26 protein-coding genes and 1 other RNA gene are annotated in these 26026 nt (G+C 66.8%); 17 read left to right on the top strand and 10 right to left on the bottom strand.

The genetic code is table 11. The features are described 5' to 3' along the window. The first annotated feature begins 92 nt into the window (after nucleotides 1-92). Nucleotides 93-1508, top strand: coding sequence for a deoxyribodipyrimidine photo-lyase (locus RTY46_RS12445; protein WP_312708712.1), 1416 nt, complete (start codon nucleotides 93-95; stop codon nucleotides 1506-1508). A 139-nt stretch (nucleotides 1509-1647) separates the two neighbouring features. Beyond that, the gene (locus tag RTY46_RS12450) at nucleotides 1648-2343 is read left to right on the top strand and encodes an OmpA family protein (protein ID WP_108749307.1); all 696 of its coding nucleotides are present in this window, start codon (nucleotides 1648-1650) and stop codon (nucleotides 2341-2343) included. A 238-nt stretch (nucleotides 2344-2581) separates the two neighbouring features. Here RTY46_RS12450 and RTY46_RS12455 read toward each other — a convergent pair whose 3' ends face one another. After that, nucleotides 2582-3307, bottom strand: coding sequence for an SDR family oxidoreductase (locus RTY46_RS12455; RefSeq protein WP_312708714.1), 726 nt, complete (start codon nucleotides 3305-3307; stop codon nucleotides 2582-2584). Between the two features lie 119 nt (nucleotides 3308-3426). Between RTY46_RS12455 and RTY46_RS12460 the strand changes: the two genes are divergently transcribed. Then, nucleotides 3427-4311, top strand: coding sequence for a LysR family transcriptional regulator (locus RTY46_RS12460; protein ID WP_312708715.1), 885 nt, complete (start codon nucleotides 3427-3429; stop codon nucleotides 4309-4311). A 41-nt stretch (nucleotides 4312-4352) separates the two neighbouring features. Here the strand turns inward: RTY46_RS12460 and RTY46_RS12465 are convergent, their stop codons facing one another. Continuing rightward, nucleotides 4353-5381: a LysR family transcriptional regulator gene (locus tag RTY46_RS12465; RefSeq protein WP_312708717.1), complete on the bottom strand. Its 1029-nt coding sequence runs from the start codon at nucleotides 5379-5381 to the stop codon at nucleotides 4353-4355. 146 nt (nucleotides 5382-5527) lie between these two features. Between RTY46_RS12465 and RTY46_RS12470 the strand changes: the two genes are divergently transcribed. The 7 genes from RTY46_RS12470 to RTY46_RS12500 all read left to right on the top strand — a co-directional run bounded on the left by RTY46_RS12470 (nucleotide 5528) and on the right by RTY46_RS12500 (nucleotide 13757). After that, nucleotides 5528-5755, top strand: coding sequence for a hypothetical protein (locus tag RTY46_RS12470; protein ID WP_312708719.1), 228 nt, complete (start codon nucleotides 5528-5530; stop codon nucleotides 5753-5755). Next, nucleotides 5752-6522, top strand: a complete 771-nt coding sequence (locus tag RTY46_RS12475; RefSeq protein WP_312708720.1) for an SDR family NAD(P)-dependent oxidoreductase — start codon at nucleotides 5752-5754, stop codon at nucleotides 6520-6522. The genes RTY46_RS12470 and RTY46_RS12475 overlap by 4 nt, the downstream gene beginning before the upstream one ends. Before the next feature lie 88 nt (nucleotides 6523-6610). Next, nucleotides 6611-7834, top strand: coding sequence for an efflux RND transporter periplasmic adaptor subunit (locus RTY46_RS12480; RefSeq protein WP_312708722.1), 1224 nt, complete (start codon nucleotides 6611-6613; stop codon nucleotides 7832-7834). Between the two features lie 112 nt (nucleotides 7835-7946). Next, complete coding sequence (locus RTY46_RS12485; RefSeq protein ID WP_312708724.1) at nucleotides 7947-11117, top strand: multidrug efflux RND transporter permease subunit; 3171 nt, start codon at nucleotides 7947-7949, stop codon at nucleotides 11115-11117. Nucleotides 11118-11183: 66 nt separating this feature from the next. Continuing rightward, a complete protein-coding gene (locus RTY46_RS12490) occupies nucleotides 11184-11921 on the top strand; it encodes an SDR family oxidoreductase (RefSeq protein ID WP_312708725.1) in 738 nt (245 codons plus the stop codon). Then, nucleotides 11915-13330, top strand: coding sequence for an efflux transporter outer membrane subunit (locus tag RTY46_RS12495; protein WP_312708726.1), 1416 nt, complete (start codon nucleotides 11915-11917; stop codon nucleotides 13328-13330). Before RTY46_RS12490 ends, RTY46_RS12495 begins: the two co-directional genes overlap by 7 nt. 163 nt (nucleotides 13331-13493) lie before the next feature. Then, nucleotides 13494-13757, top strand: a complete 264-nt coding sequence (locus RTY46_RS12500; RefSeq protein WP_312708727.1) for a hypothetical protein — start codon at nucleotides 13494-13496, stop codon at nucleotides 13755-13757. A gap of 16 nt (nucleotides 13758-13773) precedes the next feature. On the opposite strand, the gene RTY46_RS12505 is transcribed toward RTY46_RS12500, so the two are convergent. The 3 genes from RTY46_RS12505 to RTY46_RS12515 form a co-directional block, all read right to left on the bottom strand. After that, on the bottom strand, nucleotides 13774-14628 hold the full coding sequence (locus RTY46_RS12505) for an endonuclease/exonuclease/phosphatase family protein (protein ID WP_312708728.1): 855 nt from the start codon (nucleotides 14626-14628) through the stop codon (nucleotides 13774-13776). 150 nt (nucleotides 14629-14778) lie between these two features. After that, entirely contained in the window at nucleotides 14779-15012 is a 234-nt protein-coding gene (locus RTY46_RS12510; RefSeq protein WP_312708730.1) for a hypothetical protein, read from the bottom strand. Nucleotides 15013-15117: 105 nt separating this feature from the next. Further along, nucleotides 15118-17154: an alpha/beta fold hydrolase gene (locus RTY46_RS12515; RefSeq protein ID WP_312708732.1), complete on the bottom strand. Its 2037-nt coding sequence runs from the start codon at nucleotides 17152-17154 to the stop codon at nucleotides 15118-15120. 108 nt (nucleotides 17155-17262) lie between these two features. Between RTY46_RS12515 and RTY46_RS12520 the strand changes: the two genes are divergently transcribed. After that, complete coding sequence (locus tag RTY46_RS12520; RefSeq protein WP_312708734.1) at nucleotides 17263-17718, top strand: isoprenylcysteine carboxylmethyltransferase family protein; 456 nt, start codon at nucleotides 17263-17265, stop codon at nucleotides 17716-17718. A gap of 19 nt (nucleotides 17719-17737) precedes the next feature. Here the strand turns inward: RTY46_RS12520 and RTY46_RS12525 are convergent, their stop codons facing one another. Beyond that, on the bottom strand, nucleotides 17738-18208 hold the full coding sequence (locus RTY46_RS12525; protein ID WP_312708735.1) for a hypothetical protein: 471 nt from the start codon (nucleotides 18206-18208) through the stop codon (nucleotides 17738-17740). A gap of 211 nt (nucleotides 18209-18419) precedes the next feature. On the opposite strand from RTY46_RS12525, the gene RTY46_RS12530 reads away from it, so the two are divergent. Continuing rightward, a complete protein-coding gene (locus RTY46_RS12530) occupies nucleotides 18420-19496 on the top strand; it encodes a hypothetical protein (RefSeq protein ID WP_312708736.1) in 1077 nt (358 codons plus the stop codon). A gap of 50 nt (nucleotides 19497-19546) precedes the next feature. Here the strand turns inward: RTY46_RS12530 and ssrA are convergent. Continuing rightward, nucleotides 19547-19900, bottom strand: a transfer-messenger RNA (tmRNA) gene (gene ssrA / locus RTY46_RS12535). Between the two features lie 228 nt (nucleotides 19901-20128). On the opposite strand from ssrA, the gene RTY46_RS12540 reads away from it, so the two are divergent. Further along, entirely contained in the window at nucleotides 20129-20701 is a 573-nt protein-coding gene (locus tag RTY46_RS12540) for a hypothetical protein (protein ID WP_312708737.1), read from the top strand. A 176-nt stretch (nucleotides 20702-20877) separates the two neighbouring features. Here RTY46_RS12540 and smpB read toward each other — a convergent pair whose 3' ends face one another. Then, nucleotides 20878-21381, bottom strand: a complete 504-nt coding sequence (smpB, locus tag RTY46_RS12545; RefSeq protein ID WP_312708738.1) for an SsrA-binding protein SmpB — start codon at nucleotides 21379-21381, stop codon at nucleotides 20878-20880. Nucleotides 21382-21438: 57 nt separating this feature from the next. Here smpB and RTY46_RS12550 point away from each other — a divergent pair, with 57 nt between their 5' ends. Continuing rightward, entirely contained in the window at nucleotides 21439-21864 is a 426-nt protein-coding gene (locus tag RTY46_RS12550) for a type II toxin-antitoxin system RatA family toxin (protein WP_108749327.1), read from the top strand. A 3-nt stretch (nucleotides 21865-21867) separates the two neighbouring features. After that, nucleotides 21868-22125: an RnfH family protein gene (locus tag RTY46_RS12555; RefSeq protein ID WP_312708740.1), complete on the top strand. Its 258-nt coding sequence runs from the start codon at nucleotides 21868-21870 to the stop codon at nucleotides 22123-22125. Nucleotides 22126-22161: 36 nt separating this feature from the next. Here RTY46_RS12555 and bamE read toward each other — a convergent pair whose 3' ends face one another. After that, nucleotides 22162-22551 carry an outer membrane protein assembly factor BamE gene (gene bamE / locus RTY46_RS12560; RefSeq protein WP_312708741.1) on the bottom strand — a complete coding sequence of 130 codons (390 nt, stop codon included), beginning with the start codon at nucleotides 22549-22551 and terminating at the stop codon, nucleotides 22162-22164. Between the two features lie 103 nt (nucleotides 22552-22654). Here bamE and fur point away from each other — a divergent pair, with 103 nt between their 5' ends. After that, nucleotides 22655-23062 (top strand): ferric iron uptake transcriptional regulator, encoded by a 408-nt coding sequence (gene fur / locus RTY46_RS12565; protein ID WP_108749330.1) that lies wholly within the window; start codon nucleotides 22655-22657, stop codon nucleotides 23060-23062. 184 nt (nucleotides 23063-23246) lie between these two features. After that, a complete protein-coding gene (locus tag RTY46_RS12570; protein ID WP_312708742.1) occupies nucleotides 23247-24164 on the top strand; it encodes a LysR family transcriptional regulator in 918 nt (305 codons plus the stop codon). Nucleotides 24165-24283: 119 nt separating this feature from the next. Here the strand turns inward: RTY46_RS12570 and recN are convergent, their stop codons facing one another. Next, nucleotides 24284-25960, bottom strand: a complete 1677-nt coding sequence (gene recN / locus RTY46_RS12575) for a DNA repair protein RecN (RefSeq protein ID WP_312708743.1) — start codon at nucleotides 25958-25960, stop codon at nucleotides 24284-24286. Nucleotides 25961-26026: the final 66 nt, after the last annotated feature.

Here is a 26026-nt window from a genome sequence, read left to right on the forward strand (position 1 = left end):
GGCGGGCGGACCAGCCTAGCAGACCGCGCCGCGCGCACGGCCTTCACTGTCGCTGGCTATCATGTGCGGCACTCAGAACGAAGGCGATGCACGTGTCGGTAGCGTTGGTATGGTTCCGCCGCGATCTGCGGCTGCTGGACAATCCGGCCCTGCAGGCCGCACTCGATGCCGGCCATGACGTGGTGCCGGTCTACATCCATGCGCCCCACGAAGAGGGCGAGTGGATGCCGGGTGCCGCGTCCGATGCCTGGCGCCACCGCTCTCTGGCGGCGCTGGGTGCCGATCTGCGTGCACGCGGTTCCGCGCTGGTAGTGCGCGCCGGCGACAGTCTGGCCGAACTGCAGGCGCTGATCGAGGAGACCGGCGCCGAAGCGGTGTACTGGAACCGCAAGTACGAACCAGCCACCCAGCCGCGCGATGCCGCCATCAAGCGCACGCTGCGCGAGCAGGGCATCGATGCGCAGAGCTGCAATGGCAGCCTGCTGTTCGAACCGTGGGATATCGCCACCCAGCAGGGGCAGCCGTACAAGGTGTTCACCCCATACTGGCGCAACGTGCTCAGCCACTGGCGCCTGCCCGCATTGCAGGCCGCGCCGCAGCGCCTGCCGACGCACGCGGTGCACGGCCTTGCCCTGGATGCGCTGCAGCTGGCGCCCACGCTGGACTGGGACAGCGGCTTCTGGGAGCACTGGCAGCCGGGCGAAGCCGGTGCGTTGGAAGCGCTGTCGGTGTTCGAAGACGGCGCCCTGCGCGGCTACCGCGAGCAGCGTGACCTGCCTGATCGGGTGGGCACCTCGCGCATGTCGCCGCACCTGCATTTCGGTGAGATCGCACCGTGGCGCATCGCCCATGCGCTGGAAGCCCTGCGCAGCGCCGGCACCGACGCCGATATCGATGGCTACCTGCGCCAGTTGGGCTGGCGCGACTTCGCCTACCACCTGCTGCACCACTTCCCGAAAACGCCCACCGACAATCTCAATCCGCGTTTCGACCGCTTCCCGTGGGCCAATCCAAGCAGCGCGCAGCTGCACGACTGGCAGCGCGGCAACACCGGCGTGCCGATCGTCGATGCCGGTCTGCGCGAACTCTGGCACACCGGCTACATGCACAACAGGGTGCGCATGATCGTGGCCAGCTACCTGTGCAAGCACCTGCGCGCGCATTGGCTGCACGGCGCACGCTGGTTCTGGGACACCCTGGTCGATGCCGACCTGGCCAACAACACGATGGGCTGGCAATGGGTGGCCGGCACCGGTGCCGATGCGGCGCCGTACTTCCGCGTGTTCAACCCGGTGACCCAGGCCGAGAAGTTCGATCCGCAGGCGCGCTACATCAGCCGTTGGGTACCGGAGCTGGCAGCGCTGCCGGTGAAGGCACGCTTTGCGCCGTGGCAGCATCCGCAACTGCTGGCCGAGAAAGCGCCGGCTTACCCGCGCACGCCGTTGGTGGATCTGGCCGCCGGCCGTGACGCCGCATTGGCCGCTTACCGGAGTACGGGCGGGGCGTAAAGGCGCCGCATGAAGGCCGGGTCAGAAAGCTGAATGCAGCACGTCCGGCCTTCACATTCATCATCCCGGCATCGCACTGGCGTGTATATCCTCCTCAGCGTTCGCACGCCGCATCGGCCGGCATCCAAGGAGACCACCCATGATCCGCAACACCACCCGCAACGTCGCACTGGCCCTGATGACTGCCGCCGCGCTGAGTGCGTGCGCCACCGGCGGCTCCTACGTGCAGAGCGATCAGTACGGCAATCCGACCGAGCAGCAGAACCGCACCGGTCGTGGCGCACTGATCGGCACCGCCGTGGGCGTGGCGGCCGGCCTGCTGACCGGCAACAGCGCCACCGAACGCCGCCAGCATGCGCTGATTGGTGCGGGCATCGGCGCGCTCAGCGGCGCGGCCATCGGCAACTACCAGGACCGCCAGGAGCGCGCGCTGCGTGAGCGCACCGCCAATACCGGTATCGACGTACAGCGCCAGGGCGACAACATCACCCTGAACCTGCCCGATGGCATCACCTTCGATTTCGGCAAGTCGGCGCTGAAGCCGCAGTTCTACAGCTCGCTCAACGGCGTTGCCAGCACGCTGAACGAATACAACCAGACCATGATCGAAGTGGTCGGCCATACCGACAGCATCGGCAGCGATGCGGTGAACAACCGTCTCTCCAAGGAGCGTGCCGATTCGGTGGCGCAGTATCTGGTGGGCCAGGGCGTGCAGCAGGTGCGTATTGAAACCCTGGGTGCGGGCAAGGCTTACCCGATTGCCGACAACAGCACCGACGCCGGCCGCGCGCAGAACCGCCGCGTGGAAATCCGCGTGATTCCGTTGAAGCAATAACGCGCAGCGTTATTGCTTGAGCCGGTCCGGCCTTCGGCCGGAACGAAAATGCCGCCCTTGCAGGCGGCATTTTTGTGGGGCCCGTGCGTTGCTCGGCACGCCGTGGCATCCACCGCTGCATGACCACGCGAGCTCCGGCCCCTGCTCTAGAGCCGAGCCCATGCTCGGCTGCTTTTTCACTGAGTCGAGCATCGGCTCGACTCTACAAGAGGCAGTCGAGCAAGCTCGACTCTACGCATCACCCCGCCGCCGTCGGCCGCACCACGATTTCGTTCACATCCACATCGCCCGGCTGCTCGATCGCAAACCGCACCGCGCGGCCAATCGCATCGGGCTGCAATGCGATGGCGCGGTACTGCACCATCGCTTCCGCCGCGACCGGATCAGTAATGGTGTCGGCCAGCTCGCTTTCCACCACGCCCGGATGGATGCAGGTCACCCGCAGCTCGCGGTGCTCCTGGCGCAGGCCCTCGGAAATCGCACGCACCGCGTATTTGGTCGCGCAGTACACCGCTGCCGTCGGCACCACCGACAAAGCGCCAATCGAGGCGATGTTGATGATCTGCCCCTGGCCGCGCGCCTGCATGTGCGGCAGCACGGCGGCGATGCCGTGCAGCACGCCGCGGATATTGACGTCGATCATCCGGTCCCACTCATCCACCTTCAGCGAGGCCATCGGCGAGAGCGGCATGACGCCGGCGTTGTTGACGATCACGTCAATGCTGCCGAATTCCGCCAGCGCGGCGGCGGCGAAGGCCTCGACCTGCGCGCGCTGGGACACGTCCAGCGCCTGCACCAGCACCTGCGCACCTTGCTCGCGCAGTTCGTCGGCCAGTGCCTGCAGGCGGTCCACGCGGCGCGCGCCGAGCACCAGGCGTGCACCCGGCTGGGCCAGTGTGCGGGCGATGCCGGCGCCGATGCCGCTGGACGCGCCGGTGATGAGAATGGTTCGGGAAACGCTCATGGCAGGACTCCTGATCGGATGGAAAGGGTCGTTCTGGACCCGGAGTCGCCACGGTAAATCGATCGCGTTGTCGCGATAAGATGGCAATTGCCGATCAGCCTGTTAAGAAATGCTAACCAATGTCCGTTGATCTCAACGCCCTTGCCGTGTTCCAGCGGGTGGCCGAGTGCCGCAGCTTTACCGGCGCGGCCGACCAGCTGGGCGTGACCCGGTCCGCGGTCAGCCAGACGATCAGCAAGCTGGAACAGGCGCTGGGCATCGCCCTGGTCCTGCGCACCACCCGCAGCGTCAACCTGACCGATGCCGGGCAGGCGCTGCTGGCGTCGGTGCGCCCGGCGCTGGCCGAACTGGATACCGCACTGGAGGCCACGCAACGGCGCCAGGCTGCTGTGTCCGGGCAGCTGCGGCTCGCCGTCTCGTCCATCGCCGAAGCCTTCCTCGCCGGACCGTTGCTGGCCGGCTTCGCGGCAAAGCACCCCGCACTGCAGCTGGACATCACGGTGAGCGATGAAGAGTTCGACATCGTCGGCGCGGGCTTCGATGCGGGCGTGCGCCTGGGCGAAGTCATCGCCCAGGACATGGTTGCCGTGCCCGTATCGGCGCGGCAGCGGCAGCTGGTGGTGTGCGCGCCGTCGTACCGCGATCAACACACGCTGCCGACGCATCCGCGCGACCTGGCCGAGCATCGCTGCATCGGCTGGCGCAGTGCGCCGGGCAGGGCGCCGTATCGCTGGGAATTCGAGGAACGCGGCCGCGAGTTCAGCGTCGATGTGCAGCCGGAAATCACCAGCAACGACATGGGCGTGATGGTGCGTCTGGCGCTGGCCGGCGCGGGCATCGCCATCGGCATGGAAGAGACGTGGCGGCCGTGGCTGCAGCGCGGTGAACTGGTGTCACTGCTGGAGCCGTACTGCCCGCGTTTCGCGGGCTTTTTCCTGTATTACCCGAGCCGTCGCCAGGCCGAGCCGAAGCTGCGCGCGCTGGTCGAGCACGTGTTGGGTTGATGCGCGGTGACGTGCCGGCCGACGGCCGGCACTACCGTCGGTCATGCCGCAGCAGTGACCTTCTCGAGGATGCGCTTGCCACTGTTTTCCAGCGCCGCGTCTTCCTTCTCCTGCTGCTGCCGTGCCAGCTTCGCCGCCGGGCACTGCGCCAGCATGTAGTTGGCGTCGAAGTTGAGCTTCTCCACCAGGAAATCGACGAAGGCACGCACCTTCGGCGAGACCAGGCGGCCGCCGGCAAACACCGCGTTGAAGTCCACTTCCGGCCCAGTCCAGCCGGCCAGTACGCGGCGCACCATGCCCGATTCGACGAACGGCTTGGCCATCACGTCGCCGGTCAGCAGCAGGCCTTCGCCGCACACCAGCGCGCCGTTCAACGCCGACATGTCGTTGGCGGTCATCAGCGGCGTCACCGGGAAATCGCGCAGCTCGCCACCGTTCTCGCCCAGCTGCCAGGTGAAGCGCGGCGAATTGCCCGTGTGGTACGGCTTGCGCATGGCCAGGATGCGGTGGAACTGCAGTTCTTCCGGGTGTAGCGGCTCGCCATAGCGTTCAATGTAGGCCGGGCTGGCAAACACCTGCGTGCGCAGGCTGCCGAGCTTGCGTGCGACCAGATTGGAATCGGGCAGGGCGCCCACGCGCAGCGCAAGATCGGCTTCGCCTGCAATCAGGTCCAGCTTCTCGTTGCCCAGGTGCATGTCCAGGCGGATTTCCGGGTACTGCGCATGGAACTGGCCCAGCAGCGGCGCGATCCAGGTGATGCCGATGGCGTAGGGCACGGTGAAGCGCAGCCAGCCACGCGGGCCGGACTGCAGCTGGCTCACCGCGCTTTCTGCTTCTTCCAGCTCGCGTGCGATGCGCTGGCAATGCTCATGGTAGATCGAACCGGCTTCGGTCAGGCCGAGGCGGCGCGTGGTCCGGTGCAGCAGGCGCGCACCCAGGCGCGTTTCCAGCTCCTGCACTTTGCGGCTGACGGTGGTCTTGGGCAGGCCGAGCGATTTGGCAGCGGCAATGAAGCTGCCTTGCTCGACCACCTTGACGAAGATCAGCGTCTCGTTGAGATCGTGGGACATGGTCGGGATCCTGGACGGCGGGGATGGGACAATCGTGACAGATCGATTGGACCGGGGACGGGATGATTATTCCCCTTAATCCGGACTAATCAAGTAAAGGTTTGAGGTCTATCGTGGCGCCATTCGTTGATTGGAGCCTGTCCGCCATGAGCCTGCGCAACATTCTTGCCCGCCTCCGGCTTGCCAGCCAGGACACCCTGGACCAGGCAATGACCGTCGAGGCCCGTCCGAGTTCCTTGGTACACAAGGATTTCCGCGAGTTCACCGCGCCCCTGCGTCAGCAGCGGGGCGGTGCCATCCGCATTGCCCCGCGGCAGGGCGATCGCCTGCGTCGAATTGGGACTATCCCGGATTTGGGAGGAAATGTCCCGTGAATGGGATTCTGACCCCCGAGGTCCTTGTCCTCGGCGGCACCGGCGCGGTCGGCCAGGGCGTGGTCGGTGCGCTGCTGGAGGCCGGCAGCCCGGTACTGGTGGTCGGCCGCGATCCGGGGCGCTTGGCGGCGCTGCACGAACAGTTCGCCGATGAGCCGGGCCTGCAGACGATGCTGGGCTCGCTCAGCGATGATGCGTCGGCGCGCACCGTGGCCGAGCGCGTGGCGCAGCGCCCGCGTCCGCTGGCGGCGGTGGTGGCGGCCATGGGCGGCCCGTACAACCGTGGTCGGGTCACCGCGCGCAGCGGCGATGCACTGCTGGGCGCGATGCAGGCCGACCTGATGCCGCACGTGCACGCCGCGCGCCACCTGCTGCCGCTGCTGCAGGACAACCCGCATGCCCGCCGCTATGTGCTGATCGGCAGTCCGGCCGGTGCCAAGCCGTGGGCAGGCTACGGCGAAACCTCGATCACCACCGCGGCCCTGCGCATGTACGCCCAGGTGCTGCACCAGGAAGCCCAGGCGCTGGGCGTGCGTGCGCAGATGCTGGAGGTCGGCAACCCGGTCTGCACCCCCAGCAACGCGGCCAACGCCTGCATCGAGTGGCCCAGCTCGCTGCTGGTCGGCCGCCGCGTGGTGTCCCTGCTCGACGGCTGCCGCGACAACCGCGCCATCGTCCGCTGTGACAGCAGTGATGCCGAGCTGCCGCGCGGTCTGTTGAACCTGGACCTGCCCCCGCTGTGGCGCGACACCGCCGGCGTTGCTTGACCTCAACCATCGTTGAGGTCGCAGGCTACGCCGCCTGAAAACGAACACGTATCACCGAACTACCAACCCTTCCGTACGGATGCATGCCATGACTTCCCCCAACACGTCTCCACACCGTATCGGTCATCGCCTGGCGATGGCTGGTGTTTCGATCCTTGCCGCTGCCGTGCTGGCCGCCTGCAGTGGCGGCCATGCCGAAGAGGCCGGTGCGCCGCCGCCGCCGCAGGTCAGTGCCGCCCCGGTGCTGGTCAAGCAGGTCAGCCAGTGGGATGAATTCAGCGGCCGCGTTGAAGCCGTGCAGAGCGTCGAGCTGCGCCCGCGCGTGTCCGGCTACATCGACAAGGTCAACTATGTCGAAGGCGAAGAAGTGAAGAAGGGCGCTGTCCTGTTCACCATCGACGCGCGCAGCTACCAGGCCGAGTACGATCGCGCCGCCGCTGAACTGGCCCGTGCCCGCACCCAGGCCAGCCTGGCCCGCAGCGAATCCGAGCGTGCCAAGCGCCTGTCCGAACAGCAGGCCATTTCCACCGAAACCGCCGAACAGCGTCGCGCCGCGGCCGACCAGTCCGGCGCGGCGGTGCAGGCGGCGCAGGCGGCACTGGATGCGGCACGCCTGAACCTGGAGTTCACCAAGGTGCGCGCGCCCATCGATGGCCGTGCCGGCCGCGCGATGGTTACCGCCGGCAACCTGGTCACCGCCGGCGACAGCGCCAGCGTACTGACCACGCTGGTATCGCTGGACACGGTGTTCGTCTACTTCGATGCCGACGAAAGCACCTTCCTGCGCTACACCCAGATGGCCCGCAACGGCCAGCGCCCGAGCGAGCGCGACAGCGAACTGCCGGTGAAGGTCGGCCTGTCGGGCGAAGACGGCTACCCGCACACCGGCAAGGTCGACTTCCTCGACAACCAGGTGACCCGCAGCACCGGCACCATTCGGGTGCGCGCGCTGCTGGACAACGCCGACCGCCAGTTCACCCCGGGCCTGTTCGCCCGCGTGCAGCTGCTGGGCAGTGGCCAGTTCGAAGCCCGCCTGATCGATGACAAGGCGGTGCTGACCGACCAGGACCGCAAGTACGTGTACGTGGTCGACAAGGATGGCAAGGCGCAGCGTCGCGATGTCCGCCTCGGTCGAACCGCCGAAGGCCTGCGCATCGTTGAAGACGGTCTGGCTGCCGGTGACAAGGTGATCATCGACGGCGTGCAGAAGGTCTTCATGCCGGGCATGCCGGTGCAGGCCAAGGCGGTGGCGATGCAGCCGCAGCCGGCCCCCGCGCCGGGCCGCGATGCGACCGCCGCACTGAAGCACTGATCCGCGTTTCCCTCTAGCTGCCGGCGCCTGCGGCAGCCTTCCCTGCCTTCGTCATATCGACGAGGGGCAGGGCGGCTGTTGCCCGTCGGCGGCATTTCCCAGGAATTCCTCCATGGACTTTTCCCGTTTCTTCATCGACAGGCCGATCTTCGCGGCGGTGCTGTCGATCGTGATCTTCGCCGCCGGCCTGATCTCGATTCCCATCCTGCCCATCGGCGAGTACCCCGAAGTGGTGCCGCCGTCGGTGGTCGTGCGTACGGTCTATCCCGGCGCCAACCCCAAGGTCATTGCTGAAACCGTGGCCACCCCGCTGGAAGAAGCGATCAACGGCGTCGAGGGCATGATGTACCTCAAGTCGGTGGCCGGTTCGGACGGCGTGCTGCAGATGACCATCACCTTCCGCCCGGGCACCGACCCGGACGAAGCGGCGGTGAAGGTGCAGAACCGCGTGGCCCAGGCGCAGGCGCGCCTGCCCGAGGACGTGCGCCGGCAGGGCGTGACCACGCAGAAGCAGTCGCCCACCTTCCTGATGGTGGTGCACCTGACCTCGCCCAATGGCAAGTACGACACGCTGTACCTGCGCAACTACGCTCGCCTGCACGTGAAGGACGCGCTGGCACGCATCCAGGGCGTGGGCGATGCGCAGATCTTCGGTGGCGGCGACTACGCCATGCGCGCCTGGCTGGACCCGGACAAGGTGGCCGCGCGCGGCCTGACCGCCAGCGACGTGGTGGCCGCCATGCGCGAACAGAACGTGCAGGTCTCGGCTGGCCAGCTGGGTGCCGAACCGCTGCCCAACAGCCAGTTCCTGACCCTGATCAACGCGCAGGGCCGACTGAAGAGTGAGCAGGAATTCGGCGACATCGTGCTCAAGAGCGGCACCGATGGCGAGATCGTGCGCCTGTCTGATGTGGCCCGCCTGGAACTGGGTGCCGGTGACTACACCCTGCGCTCGCAGCTGGATGGCAAGAACGCGGTAGGCATCGGCATCTTCCAGTCACCCGGCGCCAACGCCCTTGAAATCCGTGATGCAGTGATCGGCACCATGGACGAGATGCAGAAGAGCTTCCCGGCCGACGTGAAGTACGAAGCGGTGTACGACACCACCATCTTCGTGCGCGATTCGATCAAGGCCGTGGTCTCCACGCTGCTGGAGGCCATTGCCCTGGTGGTGCTGGTGGTGATCCTGTTCCTGCAGACCTGGCGTGCCTCGATCATTCCGCTGATCGCCGTGCCGGTGTCGGTGGTGGGTACGTTCGCCGCGCTGTACCTGCTGGGCTTCTCGATCAACACGCTCAGCCTGTTCGGCCTGGTGCTGGCGATCGGCATCGTGGTGGACGATGCGATCGTGGTCGTGGAAAACGTGGAACGCAACATCGAAGAAGGCCTGTCGCCCACCGCGGCGGCACACCAGGCCATGCGTGAAGTGTCCGGGCCGATCATCGCCATCGCGCTGGTGCTGTGCGCGGTGTTCGTGCCGATGGCCTTCCTGTCCGGTGTCACCGGCCAGTTCTACAAGCAGTTCGCCGTCACCATCGCCATCTCCACGGTCATCTCGGCCATCAACTCGCTCACGCTGTCGCCGGCGCTGGCCGCGCGTCTGCTGAAGCCGCACGGTGCACCCAAGGATGCGCCGAGCCGCCTGATCGACCGTCTGTTCGGCTGGGTGTTCCGTCCGTTCAACCGCTTCTTCAAGTCCAGCTCGGAAAAGTACGAGCGGGGCGTGTCGAAGATCCTCGGCCGTCGTGGTGCGGTGTTCGTGGTCTACGCGATCCTGCTGGTCGGTACCGGCGTGATCTTCAAGCTGGTGCCGCCGGGCTTCATTCCCACCCAGGACAAGCTGTACCTGATTGCCGGTGTGAAGCTGCCGGAAGGCTCGTCGATCGCGCGTACCGATGAAATGCTGCGCAAGGTCGCCAGGATCGCCCAGGAAACCGATGGCGTGGCCCACACCATCTCGTTCCCGGGTCTGAACGCGCTGCAGTTCACCAATACGCCCAACACGGGTGTGGCCTTCATCCCGCTCAAGCCGTTCAACGAGCGCCACGGCCGTACCGCTGCGCAGATCAACGCCGAGATCAACCAGAAGATCGCTGGGCTGCAGGAAGGCTTCGCGTTCTCGATGATGCCGCCGCCGATCCTCGGCCTGGGCAACGGCAACGGCTACCAGATGTTCATCGAAGACCGCGGCAACCTGGGCTATGGCGCCCTGCAGAATGCCGTGCAGTCGATGCAGGGTGCCGTGGCACAGACCCCCGGCATGGCGTTCCCGATCACCAGCTACCAGGCCAACGTGCCGCAGCTGGATGCCGAAGTGGACCGGGTGAAGGCCAAGGCGCAGGGCGTGCAGCTCACCGAGCTGTTCGACACCCTGCAGACCTACCTGGGCTCGGCCTACGTGAACGACTTCAACCAGTTCGGCCGTACCTGGCAGGTGATCGCCCAGGCCGATGGTCCGTTCCGTGAAAGCGTGGAAGACATCGGCAAGCTGCGTACCCGCAACGACCGTGGCGAGATGGTGCCGATCGGTTCGATGGTCACCGTGAAGCAGACCTACGGCCCGGACCCGGTGCTGCGCTTCAACGGCTACCCGGCCGCAGACCTGGCCGGTGAAGCCGACCCGCGCGTGCTGTCCTCGGCCGAAGCCATGAACAAGCTGACCGAGATCGCCGGCAAGGTGCTGCCGGTGGGCATGACCACCGAATGGACCGACCTGAGCTACCAGCAGGCGACCCAGGGCAAGGCCGCCTTCATCGTCTTCCCGGTGGCGATCATGCTGGCCTTCCTGGTGCTGGCTGCGCTGTACGAAAGCTGGTCGCTGCCGCTGGCGGTGATCCTGATCGTACCGATGACCCTGCTGTCGGCCCTGTTCGGCGTGTGGCTGACCGGCGGTGACAACAACGTGTTCGTGCAGGTGGGCCTGGTGGTGTTGATGGGCCTGGCGTGCAAGAACGCGATCCTCATCGTCGAGTTCGCCCGCGAGCTGGAAATGGGCGGCAAGGGCATCGTCGAGGCCGCCCTGGAAGCCTGCCGCCTGCGCCTGCGCCCGATCGTGATGACCTCCATCGCCTTCATCGCCGGCACCGTGCCGCTGGTGCTGTCGCATGGTGCAGGTGCCGAGGTACGCTCGGTCACCGGCATCACCGTGTTCGCCGGCATGCTGGGCGTGACCCTGTTCGGCCTGTTCCTGACCCCCGTGTTCTACGTCGCCCTGCGCAAGTTCGTCACCCGTAACGGCGGTGGCCAGCTGGTGCAGCACGGCGAACCGACCATTCATCACTGACCTGGAAAACAGCGGTTGCGCCGGCCCGGTGCCGGCGCCCGCTTTCCCCTATCGAGGCATGACCCCATGAACACCCATCAGAACAAGATTGCCCTGGTTACCGGCGCCACCCGCGGCATCGGCCTGGAAACCGTGCGCCAGCTGGCGCAGGCCGGCGTGCACACGCTGCTGGCCGGTCGCAAGCGCGAAACGGCCGTGGAGCAGGCGTTGCAGCTGCAGGCCGAAGGCCTGCCGGTGGAAGCCATCCAGCTGGACGTGACCGATGCAGCCAGCATTGCCGAGGCCGCCGAACAGGTGCGCCAGCGCCATGGGCGCCTGGACATCCTGGTGAACAACGCCGGCATCATGATCGAGAACCCGGCGCAGGCGCCGTCCGAGCAGTCGCTCGATACCTGGCGCCGCACCTTCGACACCAACGTGTATGCACTGGTGGCCGTTACCCAGGCCTTCCTGCCGCTGGTCAAGCAGGCCAAGTCGGGCCGCATCGTCAACGTGTCCAGCATGCTCGGCTCGCAGACCCTGCATGCCGATCCGAACTCGGGCATCTACGATTTCAAGATTCCCGCCTACAACGCCTCCAAGGCCGCAGTGAACAGCTGGACGCTCAGCCTGGCCTACGAACTGCGCAACACCCCGATCAAGGTCAACACCGTGCACCCCGGCTACGTGAAGACCGACATGAACGGTGGCAACGGCGAGATCGAAATCAGCGAAGGCGCCCGTTCCAGCGTGGAAATGGCGCTGATCGGCGACGCCGGCGCCAGCGGCAGCTTCACCTACCTGGGCGAGGTGCTGCCGTGGTGATCCGTACCCTGGCCGTGGCCGTGTCCAGCCTGGTGCTGGCCGGCTGCGTGACGGTTGGCCCCAACTACACGGCACCGGTGCAGGAGCCGGTCGCCCTGCAGGGCGCACAGCAGGCGGTGTTCAGTACCACATCGCCGGTGGCCAGCTGGTGGGCCCAGTTCGACGATCCAGTGCTGGAAGAACTGGTGCACGGTGCGCTGTCGGACAACCTGGACCTGCGCGTGGCCGTGGCCCGCGTCAGCCAGGCCCGCGCAGTGTTCGTGGAAAGCCGCTTCGACCAGGCGCCGCATGTCACCGCCGGTGGCAGCTACGACCGCCGCAAGCAGCCCGATGCAACGCAGGGTGGCGAACGGGTGTTCAGCGAAAGCTACCAGCTCGGCTTCGATGCCGGCTGGGAGCTGGATCTGTTCGGCCGCAAGCGCCGCGCCGCCGAAGCCGCGCGTGCCGACCTGGGCGCCGAGCAGGCCAACCTGGCCGACGCGCAGGTGCTGGTGGCCGCCGAAGTGGCGCGCAACTACTTCGAACTGCGGGGTACCCAGAAGCGCATCGCGGTGGCCCAGCACACGCTGGAAAACCTGCGCGATACGCAGAAGCTGACCGAAGCGCGCTGGGAACTGGGCGCCGGCAGCGAGCTGGACGTGCAGAGCAGCCGCGCACGCCTGAAGGCGATCGAGGCCGACATTCCGCTGCTGGAAGTGGCAGAAGCACAGTCGCGCAACCGCCTGGCGGTGCTGTTGGGCCAGCGCCCGGAAGTGCTGACCGCGATGCTGGCCCCGCATGAGGTGCCGGCGTTTGCCAAGGCACTGCCGCTGGGTGACACCCGCGAGCTGCTGCGCCAGCGTGCCGACGTGCGCATGGCCGAACGCCGCCTGGCCGCCGCCACCGCGCGGGTAGGTGTGGCCACCGCCGACCTGTTCCCGCGTCTGTCGCTGTCCGGCTTCGTCGGCTTCCTCGGCGGCGACGCCAGCGGGCTGGTGAACGGCAACAACAAGGCCTGGTCGCTCACCCCGTCGATCAGCTGGGCCGCGTTCGATTTCGGCACGGTGAAGGCACGCCTGCGGGCCAGCAAGGCCGAAGCCGAAGGCGTGGCCGCGCAGTACGAGCAGGCCGTGCTGCTGGCGCTGGAAGACACCGAAAACGCGCTCACCCGCTATGCCAAGCAGCAGGCACGGCTGGCGATCGTGGTCGAGCAGGCGCAGGCGGCACGTCGTGCCGAAGCGCTTGCGCAGATCCGCTATCGCGAAGGCTCGGAGGACTTCCTGACCCTGCTGGACGCCCAGCGCACGCAACTGGTGGCCGACGATGCGCTGGCGGCGGCCGAAGCGGAAGTGAATGTCAGCGTGGTCGGTGTCTACAAGGCACTGGGCGGCTGGGGCCAGGCGCCGCAGCCGGCGATGGCCAGCCGCTGAAGCCGGGCGAGGGCATCACGTCGTTTCCAGCGTGGCTGGCGGCGTGATGCCCACCGTTCTTGTGGTCCTGCTGCGGTGTCGTGCTGGGTGCTGTCGTTTCTGACTCTGCCGGAAACCAAGCGCACGGTGTACCTAGAGGGAACCACCCCAGCAAGGACAGGCGATGCGTGACGACAAGCGATCCACCCAGCGGATGCTGTTCGGTGATCCCGGCCTGCCTGGCGCAGGCTTGTCGGTGGCGGTGGTGGTGCTGATGGTGCTGGCCGCCCTGGGCGGCGCGCTTGGCTTCATGCGCCTGCCCGATTCGATGATCGGCATCGGCCTGATCTGCGTGGCCCTGCTGCTGGCGGTGGCCGCGCGCATCTTCCAGGCACGCGACCAGCACCAGGCGTTGTTCCGCCTTCTGGACAAGCGCCCCCCGCTGTAAGCAGGGGGCGCGCCGGTCAGGGCGTGGGCCAGTCCAGTTCCACCACCAGCGGGAAGTGGTCCGACGGCAGCACGCCGCCAATGCGGCGGTCATCGGTGGTGAAGCTGCGTGCGTGGAAGCCGCGCACCAGCACCCAGTCCAGTTGCACGGTGGCCTTGCCGGTGAAGTCATGGAAGGTCTGCCGGGGGCCCTTCGGCGTGGCCACCTGGGTGCGGGTGTCCTGCAGTACCCGGGTGAAGGCCTGGTAGGTGCCGCTGCCGGGTTCGGTGTTGAAATCGCCGGTCAGCACCACTGGCAGGTCGGCCGGCAGGCCGCCCACGCGTTGCGCGATCAGCTCGGCGCCCTTCTGCCGGCGCGGCTCGTCCTCGTCGCGGTAGGGCAGGTGGGTGTCCATGAAGTAGAACCGGCGGCCGTCGTCCAGTCGGCGGAACAGCGCCCAGGTCACCATGCGTGGGTACAGATTGCCCCAGGTGATGCTGCCCGGCACGTCCGGGGTATCGGACAGCCAGAAATCACCGGACTGCTCGATCGCCAGCACCTTGCTGTCGTAGAACACGCCCATGTGTTCGTCGTCCTCGCCACCGCGGCGGCCCTTGCCGAACCAGCGGTAGCCCGGCAGGTGTTCGGCCAGGTACTGGGCCTGCTCCGGCACCAGTTCCTGGGTGCCGATCACCGCTGGGTGGGCCTCCAGGATGACCTTGACCATCGCATCGCGGCGGTCCGGCCAGCGCTTGCCCGGCTCGGTATCGGCCGGGGTGCGCACGTTGAACGACATGACTTTCAGCGGTGCCGGGCTGGCAGCCCAGGCGGCGGCCGGCAGGGCCAGGGCCAACAGCGCGCAGAGCGCGGTGCGGCGGACATGCTGCAACATCGTGGAATCCCTCCATTCCATGAAAACGATTCCAGAGCATGCCACGGAAGGGCGGGGCTGCGGTATGCCGCGATGGGCGGCTGGCAGAGGCCGGGCAGGCAGCAAAGGCCCGCCCGGCGCAGTGATGCAATGGGTCAGCTCAGGCCTGGATCAGTTGCGCAGGTACGGATTGCCGTACTCATCGATCCAGTACTCGGCTTCGTGCACGTTGCCCTGTTCGTCGATGTACGTTTCGGTGCAGTGCTGGTGGACGCGGTTGCGGTCGATGTTCACCGGCACGCACGAGACCGTCGTTCCCGGTGCGCTGGCCTGTGCTCCGGCCAGCGGAACCAGGGTTGCCGCGGCTACCACCAGGGTGGCCATCGTGGCCAATTGCAGTTTCATCAGCTTCATCCTTGCTTCCTGCGATCGCGCACATGCGCCGTGCTGGTGTAGCACGCGCGCCAGGCCGCCGGAAGTGCCGCGGCGTCGCCGCAGGACCACGCGCGGCTACTTCGCCGGCGCATCGTGCGCCTGCATGTCCTCGTGCAGGATGCGTCGCAGCTCGACGATGGCCGGTGTCGCTTCCTGCACGCTGTGGCCGGACACGATCACTTTTTCCGACTCCGCATGCGGCAGGTGCGAACTCCAGTAGGGCACCAGGCCATCGCTGCTGTCCTGCAGCGGGCCCTGTGCGCTGGAGCGGGCAATGATGGAGTGGTAGCGCACCTTCGGCGCCATCGGCAGGTCGGCCACCGCCTTGATGAAGGCATCGTCCTTGTCCAGGTTCTGGATGCTGTTCATGCGGTAACCGTGCTTGTCGTCGTTGCGTTCGATCTGGCCATCGTTGGCCAGGCTGGCCACGTCTTCCAGCACGGTCAGCGGCAGGCGCACGAACTTGCCGATCCACCTGCCCAGCCGCGTGCCGGCCACATCGGTGCCGCGGTGCGGGGTGGCGATGAACACCACCCGCGAAATTTCCGGTTCCGGCTGGAAGTTCAGCAGCGGCGCGCCGCGCGTGCGCACCAGTTCGCGCTGCACCGGCGACATCTGCGCGGTATCCAGCAGGGTCTGCACCAGATGGTCGCCGGACGAAGAAACCAACAGCCGCGAGATCACACCGCCCATGCTGTGCGCGACCACCACCATGTCGTGCGAGGCCACGTCCTTGCCGGTCGGGTCGAAGTGCGCCAGCACATCGTCCAGCGTGTGCCGGATCGCATCGTGGCTGAGCGCTACAGGCATGTTGGTGGGGTAGTAGAACTGCCAGATCTGGAACTCGCGGCGGATCTCCTCGTCGCGCATCAGTTCATTGGCCACGTTCACCCACGCTTCCGGGCTGCTGGCCAGGCCATGGATCATCAACAGCACGCGCCGGTCCGGATCGAAGGGCTGCATCATGAACAGGTGCGGGCGCTCGATACCGCCCTTGCCACCGAACAGCGAGCGCAGCGACTGCCGGCTGAAGTTGGAGCGCGCCAGCCACAGCGCATAGCCGGCGGTGAAGTTGGCCGCCAGCGGCACCTGCTCGCCATGCAGCTGTACTTCGGACACCTGGTAGGGATCGTGGATTTCCAGCGTGGGCGCGTTGTCGTGCAGCACTTCCCACAGGTTGGCGCCGGCAAAGCGCAGCAGCACCGTCATCGAGGGCGAGGGCATCTCGCTCCAGTCGCGCTCGGTGGCCGCCGCAGCCACCTGCGGGCTGCCTGGCGCCGCAGCAGGCGCTGCCGAAGCGCGTTGTTCGCTGGGGTCGGCCATCACCGCCACCAGCTCGGCACCGAAGCCGTCGCGGCGGTGCACGCTGCGCAGGGTACCGGTGAAGGACATCGACGCGGCCGGCACCAGTTCGACCAGCTGCCGACCGTCCTGGGTGGCGCCATCGGCATCGGGGGCCAGCACGAAGGTCCACGGCCCCACCTGCAGGCGCGAACGGTCGCTGCCCGCGTCGCCGCGCGAATACACCTCGAACAGCATCACCGAAGCTTCCTGCACGGCCAGGTTGTAGTAGTCGCGCACCTGCGTCTGCCGATCTTCAAAGCCGCGCTGGTTGGCGGTGCGCTCGGTGAAGAACAGATACGCATAGGCCTGGCGGGCGACCTGCATCCACGCGTCCAGGCGCGGCTGGAAGCCCGCATCCAGCGGTGGCAGCGGCTGCGTCGGCGTCGCCGCGCGTGCCGCAGCCGGGGATTCGCGCTTGGGTGCAGGCAGGGTCATCGCATGCTGCAGCCACAGTTCGGCCAGGCTGGAACGCTTGTCCTCCTCGCGCACCACGATGCTGGCTTCCATCGCCTCGATGCACGCTGGCCCCGGCTTGGCGCACGCGGTTTCATCGAGCCCGGCCACGCGCAACGTTTCCCAGGTGGCCGCACTCAGCTTGCCGCTGGTCAGGATGTCGCCGCGCTTCAGTGCGATGTATTGCCCCGGGGTGACCGTGCCCACCTGCACCGACGGGCTGAACTGGCGCAGCGTGGCGCAGCCGCTCAGCAGCAGCAGGGCGGTGGCGGCCAGCGCCATGTGGCGAACGACGGTGAAACCCGGTAATGCCATGCGGTCCTCCTGCGCAGTGGCGCCACTCTAGCCGGAGCGGCGTCAACGCGGAAGAAAGTGGCGGCGTGTGTGAGACTGCGGGCTGGACGCCGACGCTCAGGGACACCGATGCACCTGCTGGAAACCCGTGTTCCGCCGCCACTGGTCATGCTGCTGTGCGGCCTGGCCGGGTGGGCGCTGGACGGTCTTCTGCCGCGATGGGCGCTGCCGGTGCCGGCCTGGCTGGCGGTTGCCGTCCTGGTGCTGGGCCTGCTGTTGAATTTGCTGCCGAAGTGGACCTTCGGCCGCGTGCGCACCACGGTCAATCCCCTGCGGCCGGCGTCCACTACCGTGCTGGTGACCGGAGGGCTGTACCGCTACAGCCGCAACCCCATGTACCTGGGCCAGGCGCTGGTGCTGCTGGGCGCCCTGCTGCTGTTGCGCAATGCGCCGCCGCTGCTGGTAGTGCCACTGTTCGTGGCTTGGATCACCCGCCTGCAGATCGTGCCGGAAGAACGGGTACTGGCCGCGCGCTTTGGTGCCCGCTACGAGGCATTCCGCAGCCAGGTGCGGCGCTGGCTGTAGGCACCAGCGCCGCGCAAGGTTACGGCAGGATCAGGCAGCTGACCGAGGCCGAGTAGCCTTCGTAATCGTCTGCGGCACCCACGTGCAGGGTGTGCCGGGCATCGAGCTTGCGGACGAAGGAGGGCGCTTCGCTGTCGGCGGCCTCGTTCACCGTGGTGACCGACAGGCTGCGACCCACCTGCGGGGCCGACACGTCGTTCAGATAGACGTGCAGGCTCTTGCTGCCGCTCGGCCCGATGGACACGTTGGCGCTGTCCACGCTGCCGCCGAACAGGGCGACCTTGCCCTCCTTGGCCTCGAACACCCCGCCGGGCACTTGGGTCAGGCCCGCGGCGCGCAGCGCATCTTCTGCCTGGGCCTGGGTGAAATCGGAACCGGCCCGGCAGGCCAGCAGGGCTTCAAGGGCCGCGGTCGGCTTGGCGGCGGGCGCGGCAGAGGCGGCGGCGCTGGCGGCCAGGGCGAGCAGCAGGGTGGGCAGTCGGGTGTTCATTGCAGATCCTTCTGGAGTGGTGGGGCGGGGAGAGTGGACGGGGCGGGTTGCCCCGGCATACACTCCGCTCAGGTGCCCACCTTACTTGCACACGAGTAAAAAAAGGCGAAGCAGATTCCGTACTGAACACTTTCTCTCGTTGCCCTGTCGGCGGGTGATTAAACGTGTGCTCATCACCCATCTCCGACAGCACGCATCAGGAGAATCTGGGATGTTCAAGGAAATTGCCTATCAGGCGCAGCAGCAGCTGCAGAGCGCTACATCCGTGCGTTTCAGCAGGGCGCACCTCTACGAATGGGTCTCAGCGGGGTTTGGTTTCAAGAGCTATGCCGCGTTCAGCGTGGACCACCTGCTGGTCAGGGGCCAGCCCGGCATGCCCCGGGCGCCATGGAGTGCAGAGTGGATGGAAGGGCGCGGGCGAGCATTGGGCTATACGCCCTTGTTGTCCGCGCAGGCAACAGCGCTGCTGGAGGCGATGTTGATCGAGCGCGAGCTGACTGTGCTTAGTCTCTCATCCTTGTTGGACGAACTATGCACCCTGCGCGACGCATGGGGCGCTGGTGAATGGCCAAATGAAGACTTCGGCGATTCCTCGTTGCAGGGCAGCCTGCGGGAAGCTGCCGAGCGTGGGAACATCAAGGCGCATATGGCTCTAGCGTTGATCCTGGAGCCGTCGGAAGACGATGATTGGCTGGAAGGCCGGTACTGGTACGAGCAGCAACAGAAGGGGCAGGTGCTTGAAGGTGCCACGAAGGAATGGGCACTGGCTTACGAGGTGGGGCGGAACCGAGACGAAGCGTTCACCTTCCATCTCGCGGAGGCTGCCAGATTAGCCAATTCCATGGCTCAGCCAGAGCGTGCCGATCATGTTGACGATCCGACGTTCTTTGACCGCGAAGTGGCGCCCTATAGTTGGGGGCCGAGGGAGATTGCAGCGATGGCCGAACAACTTGGCGGTATTGAAGATGAGAGGCGATGGCTGAACATCGCCGCTGAACAGGGTGACACCGACGCGATGCGCGATCTCATCGAACACTATGACCAAGAAGATTTGCTTCGTTGCTGGATGTGGGTGCATCTTTCCAGGTTGCTACATCACGACCTGACCTTGGACCGCTACCATGCAATCAACCCGGATGGTTCTGAGTATGACGATGATGTCGGCGGACCGGCCGAACTGGGGGGGCAGGAAGGCGTAGAGCTGCGGCCGCTGCCTGCGGCAGAGGACCAGCAGGCGCGGGATGCGGCGGAGAGCTTGTTCAGGAAGATTGAGGCAGCGCGGCGGTAGCGGCCCGCCATGAAAAAACCCCAACCGTTGCCGGTTGGGGTTTTTGGTATTGGTGGAGGTGGGCGGAATTGAACCGCCGTCCGAAGGCACTCCATCCCCAGCACTACATGCTTAGCTCACCGTTGGATCTCGGCCCCGAGCAGCACGGTGTGCAAAGCGCACCCGGGGACCAGCCTGTTGTGTTCTAGTGCCGGACTGACAGGCAGCCGCCCAGCGCGATTCCATGATAGTGACTCTACACCGCGAGCATGGACACAAGCGGTTTCGAGGCTTAGGCCTTAAGCGGCCAGAGCGTAGTTGTCGTCGTTGGCAACTAGAGTTTTGCAGCTGGATTTACGAGGAAAGCTACCCCCTCGGCATGCGCCAGGCGACTTCACAACCCCCGTCGAAACCAATGCACCCCCGGTTTCTACAGTGCTGCAAGGTACAAGGCCGGTTCCGTGTCTCCACGGCGCTGGCCTGCCCAACGCGTGTAATGCTACGGCAAAAATGCTGAACCGTCACCTTTGCCGTTTTTTCAATCCGCAACAGATTGTAGAGCGTTTGTCATAGCGGATTGCTAACTTCCCGGGCACGAAATTGCGACACACTGGCAGCGACCATCCGAGCCAGGATCGACACGGAGACAATGGGTGACCGAAGCCACGCAACAGCGCAGCCTGCGACAACTGGTCGGGCCGGTGGGCGCCGACTACCAGCGCCGGGCGGTGCCGCCGGCCTGGGTGTGGGCGGTCATGGCGATGCTGCTGGCGGCCACCTGGCTGAGTGAGTTGCCGGCCACGGCCGCCGCGGCGCTGGTGGCCAGCGCGGTGGTGGTGCACTGGCCGCAGCGCGGGCGCATGCACTGGCTGGGCTGGCGGCTGCCGGCGCTGGCGGTGCTGGCGGCCCTGTTGTGGGGGCCGGACGTGCTGGCGCAATGGTTCGAACACGGGTTGGCGCTGACCCTGATGTCGCTGGCCAGTCTGAGTATTGGCGTGCATGTGTGGCAGTCGCGACAGACCGCGCGGCAGCTGCAGGGTGCGGCCGATGCGCTGGACGATGCGCAGTTGATGTCGCTGCTGCCGGCCGACGCGGCGCGCCTGGCGCAGCAGTGGCGCGCTGGCGATGACCGGCATGCGCCGGAACTGGCGGTGGTGATGCATCTGGCGGTCATGCATGCGGCGCTGGCGCCGCGCCTGGGCGGGCGGGGGATGCTGGCCGGTTGACCGGGGGCGGGCTTGGTCGACGGCTTCTGGTCGTCGGTAGAGTCGAGCTTGCTCGACTGATGGGGCCGCCGCAGTCGAGCAAGCTCGACGCTACGAAGCAGGGCAGTCGAGCAAGCTCGACGCTACGACGCAGGGCAGCCGAGCATGGCTCGGCTCTGCAGGTGCGGGGTCGGGTGCTACGCGTCGCGGTTGCCGCGGCGCATGACGCGCTGCTTTTCGATGGCCCAGTCGCGGTCCTTGGCAGCGTCGCGCTTGTCGTGGGTCTGCTTGCCCTTGGCCAGCGCCACTTCCAGCTTGATCTTGTTCTTGCTCCAGTACATGGCGGTGGGCACGATCGTGTAGCCATCGCGCTCGACCTTGCCGACCAGCTTGTCGATCTCGCTCCGGTGCAGCAGCAGCTTGCGCTCGCGGCGGTCGTTGGCCACCACGTGGGTCGAGGCCTGGATCAACGGGGTGATCTGCGCGCCGATCAGGAAGATCTCGCCCTGCTTCACATAGGCGTAGGCGTCGATGATGTTGCCGCGCCCAGCGCGGATCGACTTCACCTCCCAGCCCTGCAGGGCCAGGCCCGCCTCGAAGCGCTCTTCGATGTGGTACTCGTGGCGGGCACGCTTGTTCAACGCGATGGTCTTGTTGGCCGTCGCGCTCTTTGCTTTATCCTTGCCGCTGTTCTTGCTCATTTCCGTATTGTCTCCGATTCGGGCCCGCCCGGTCGATTGCCGAAACGTTCCGTCTTTATGCCTACTATCCGCCGCAGCGCCCTGGTCGAACATTCCTCCGCGCGCATGTTCGATCTCGTCAACGATGTGCAGGCCTACCCGCGCCGCTTCCGCTGGTGTTCCGATGCCCGCATCCTGGAGCAGGGCGAGGACCGGCTGGTGGCCCGCCTGGATCTGGGCCTGGGCTCGTTCAGCACCTGGTTCCAGACCGAAAACACCCTGCAGCGCCCGCACAGCATTGATATGCAGCTGCGCGACGGGCCCTTCAAGCAGTTGCACGGCCGCTGGGAGTTCCATGCCCTGGCCGAGGATGCCTGCAAGGTGACCCTGACCCTGGAATTCGAGCCCAGCTCACGGCTGCTGGGGCCGGCGCTGGCGATCGGCTTCCAGGGCCTGGCCGATCGCATGGTCAACGACTTCGTGCGCGTGGCCGACGAGGGCTGAGCGATGATCGAGGTCGAGGTGGTGCTGGCCTGGCCGCAGCGCGTGCTGTCGCGCCGGCTGCAACTGGAAGAGGGCGCCACCGTGGCCGATGCGGTGGCCGCCGCTGCGCTGGAAGGCGGTGCGGACTGCCCGGCACTGGCCGTGCATGGGGTGCTGGCCCGCCCGCAGCAGGTGCTGCATGACGGCGACCGGGTAGAGCTGCTGCGCCCCCTGTTGGCCGACCCCAAGGACAACCGCCGCAAGCGCGCCCGCGGCGACTGAACCGCGCCACCCCTGGGCGGCGCGGCGAAGCGGGGCTCAGCGGCCCTTCTTCTTGTCCTTCGGCAGGTTGCGGCCGAACTGGCGCACGGTCTGCTGGGCCAGGGCCTTGTCGTTGGCCGGGAAGTAGTCGCCTTCCCAGCGGGTTACCGCGTCGTTCTCGAAGTACACGGTGAAGTTCTTCACTTCGGTACGGCCGAGGCGGTTCACGCGTTCGGTGGAGGTGTAGTCCCAGCGCTGGGCGTGGAACGGGTCCGGCACCGAGGGCGTGCCCAGCAGCGCATTCACCTGCTGCTTGCTCTGGCCGACCTGCAGCTTGGCCACGGCGTCCTCGCGGATCAGGTTGCCCTGGTAGATCGGTTGCTTGTAGATGATGCCGCACCCGGTGGTGGACAGAGCGATGGTGGCGACCAGCAGGAGATTGCGCATCGGAAAGGGCGTTTGGGGAAATCGAACCGATGATACACTCCCGGCGTGCCACCGCGACCCAATCCGAGGCAGCTGGCGCTAAATCGCCAATGAACGGAGACCTATGGAAACCCACGACCTGCGCAAAGTCGGCCTGAAGGTGACCCATCCGCGGATGCGGATCCTGGCGCTGCTCGAGCAGCGCAATGCCCAGCACCACATGACCGCCGAAGACATCTACCGCCAGCTGCTGGAGCACGGTGATGAGATCGGCCTGGCCACGGTGTACCGGGTGCTGACCCAGTTCGAGGCCGCTGGCCTGGTACTGAAGCACAACTTCGAAGGCGGTCAGGCCGTCTACGAGCTGGACCGCGGCGGCCACCACGACCACATGGTCGATGTGGACAGCGGCAAGATCATCGAGTTCGAAAGCCACGAAATTGAAGAGCTGCAGCGCAAGATCGCAGCCGAACATGGCTACGAGCTGGAAGAGCATTCGCTGGTGCTGTACGTGCGCAAGAAGCGCAAGTAACGGTTTCCCGCCTGCTGTGATGTGCGAAGACCCCGGGCCGGCCCGGGGTTTTTCGTTGCGGGGGGCAGAGCCCCTTGCTGGCGCCAGGGGATCGGGCCCCGGGCCTGCAGGCGGGCCAGCGTGGTCGCTACGCGATCTGTGAACTAGACTGCGCTCGGATAATCATCTGTGAACAGGATTCACCATGGCGCGCCCCGACATCAACCGATCCGGTGAGCTGGAAGTATTCGTTCGGGTGATCGAGACCGGGGGCTTTTCCGCGGCCGCGCGCAGTCTGGACATGACACCTTCGGCGGTCAGCAAGCTGGTGGCGCGGCTGGAGCAGCGGCTGGGCACGCGCCTGCTGCAGCGGTCCACCCGGCAGCTGCAGTTGACCCCGGAAGGCCGCAGTTTCTACGAGCGCGGCCTGCGCGTGCTGGCGGATCTGGAAGAGGCCGAGCGCTGCGCCAGCGCGCATGCGGAGCCGCGCGGGCGGCTGCGGCTCAATTCCAACGTGCCGTTCGGTCGCCACTTCCTGCTGCCGTTGCTGCCGGCCTTCCTGCAGGCACACCCGCAGGTGGGGGTGGACCTGAGCCTGAATGACGAGGTGATCGATCTGCTGGAACAGCGCACCGACGTGGCCGTGCGCGCCGGCCCGCTGAAGAGTTCCAGTCTGGTGGCGCGGCAGCTGGGCGCGACGCGGATGATGATCGTGGCGGCGCCGTCCTATGCGGCCCGCCACGGCCTGCCTGCCGACGCCGATGCGTTGCTGTCACACAACCGGCTGGATATCGGCCATGCGCGGACGCTGCAGGGCTGGCCGTTGCTGCAAAACGGACAGCAGGTGCGGGTGCCGACCCAGGGCAATCTGCGCGCCAGCAATGGCGATGCGCTGCGCCAGCTGGTGCTGGGCGGGCTGGGCATGGCCCGGCTGTCAGCCTTCCAGGTCCGCGATGACCTGGCTGCCGGACGCCTGCTGCCGGTGCTGGAAGACGCCAACCCCGGTGATCTGGAAGAAGTGCATGCCGTGTTCGTGGGGCAGGGCGGTTACCTGCCGCTACGGGTGCGCGCGCTGCTGGATTTCCTGGTGGAACACGTGGACCTGGCCAAGCCCTTGGCCTGACCCCAGTTGTAGAGTCGAGCCATGCTCGACTGCTCTTGGTTTGACGCCAGAAGCAGTCGAGCATGGCTCGACTCTACAGACTTGGCATCCCGTAGATCCACGCCATGCGTGGATGAACTTCAGTCGAGCAAGCTCGACGCGACCAACAGCTTGCGTGCGGCGGCGCGCGCTTCCTTGCTCACTTCCACGCCACCCAGCATGCGTGCCAGTTCTTCTTCGCGGGCCTTGTTGTCCAGCTTCTCCACCGCGCTCTGGGTCATGCCTTCCACCGGCGCCTTGCTGACGCGGTAATGGGCGTGGCCCTTGGAAGCGACCTGCGGCAGGTGGGTGACGCACAGCACCTGGCGCTTCTCGCCCAGTGCGCGCAGCTTCTGGCCGACGATGTCGGCCACGGCGCCGCCAATGCCCGAATCCACTTCGTCAAACACCATGGTCGGCACCGCGTCCAGGTCCAGTGCGGCCACTTCGATGGCCAGCGAGATGCGCGACAGTTCACCACCGGAGGCCACCTTGCGCAGGGCGCGCGGCGGCTGGCCGGCGTTGGCCGCGACCAGGAACTCGACGCGTTCGGCGCCCTGCGGGTCGGGCTTGCCCGCGTCCTGCGGTTCCAGGTCGATCAGGAACTGGCCGCCACCCATGCCCAGCTCGGCAATGATGCCGGTGGTGGTGGCCGACAGCTCGGCGGCGGCCTTGCGCCGGCTGACGGTCAGCACCTCGGCCTGCACCCGCCAGGCGGCCACGGCCTTGTCGATCTCGCCGGCCAGGCGCTGCAGGCGCTCGTCGGCGCCACGCAGCTGCTCTACTTCGGCGTGCATGCGCTCGCGCTGCGCGCCCAGCTCGTCCATCGGCACCCGGTGCTTGCGCGCCAGGTCGTGCAGGCGGCCCAGGCGGCGCTCGTTCTCTTCGAACTGTTCCGGATCGGCGTCCAGATCGTCGTGCACCCGGTCCAGCAGCGACAGGGCTTCGTGCAGCTGGATCGAGGCGTTTTCGATCAGGCCATCCACCTCGCCCAGGCGCGCGTCGTGTTCGATCAGGCGCGACAGGTCGTGGCGCACCTGCTGCAGCAGGTCCAGCGCGGAACTGCCGTCGTCGCCGTTGAGCTGGTTGCTGGCGGCCTGGCAGGCGGTCAGCAGGGCGCTGGCATGGGCCTGGCGACGGTGGCTGGCGCCCAGGGCGGCAATCGAGTCCGGTTCCAGGTCTTCGCGGTCCAGTTCGCGCAGCTGGTGTTCCAGGAAGCCGATGCGGTCGCTCACGTCGCCCTGCTGCGACAGCGCCAGCGATTCGTCCACCAGTGCCTGCCAGGCGGCGGCGGTACGGCGGACCTGGCGGCGCGCGTCCTCGTTGTTGGCGAATGCGTCCAGCAGGGCCAGCTGCGACGGGCGCGCCAGCAGTGCCTGCTGCTCGTGCTGGCCATGGATTTCCACCAGGTGCGCGGCCAGATCGCCCAACTGCGCCAAGGTGACCGGACGGCCGTTGATCCAGGCCCGCGAGCCGCCGTCGGCGCGGATGACCCGGCGCAGCTGGCATTGCTCGTCATCGTCCAGTTCATTGTCGGCCAGCCACTGGCGGGCGGCCTGCAGCTGGTCCAGGGCGAATTCGGCCGAAAGCTCGGCGCGGGCGGCGCCATGGCGGACCACGCCGCTGTCGGCGCGCAGCCCGGACAGGAAGCCCAGGGCGTCGACCATCAGCGACTTGCCGGCGCCGGTCTCGCCTGAAACGACGGTCATGCCGGGCCCGAACTCCAGTTCGGTGGCGCGGACGACGGCGAAATCCTTGATCGAAAGATGTCTGAGCATGGGTAATGGGGTGTCTGCAGCCGCGCAACGCTAGCATGTGCGGCCGGGTGGTCCAATGACTTGCCA

It is taken from the genome of Stenotrophomonas sp. (assembly GCF_032056425.1).
In the GTDB taxonomy this organism is placed as follows: Bacteria; Pseudomonadota; Gammaproteobacteria; order Xanthomonadales; family Xanthomonadaceae; genus Stenotrophomonas.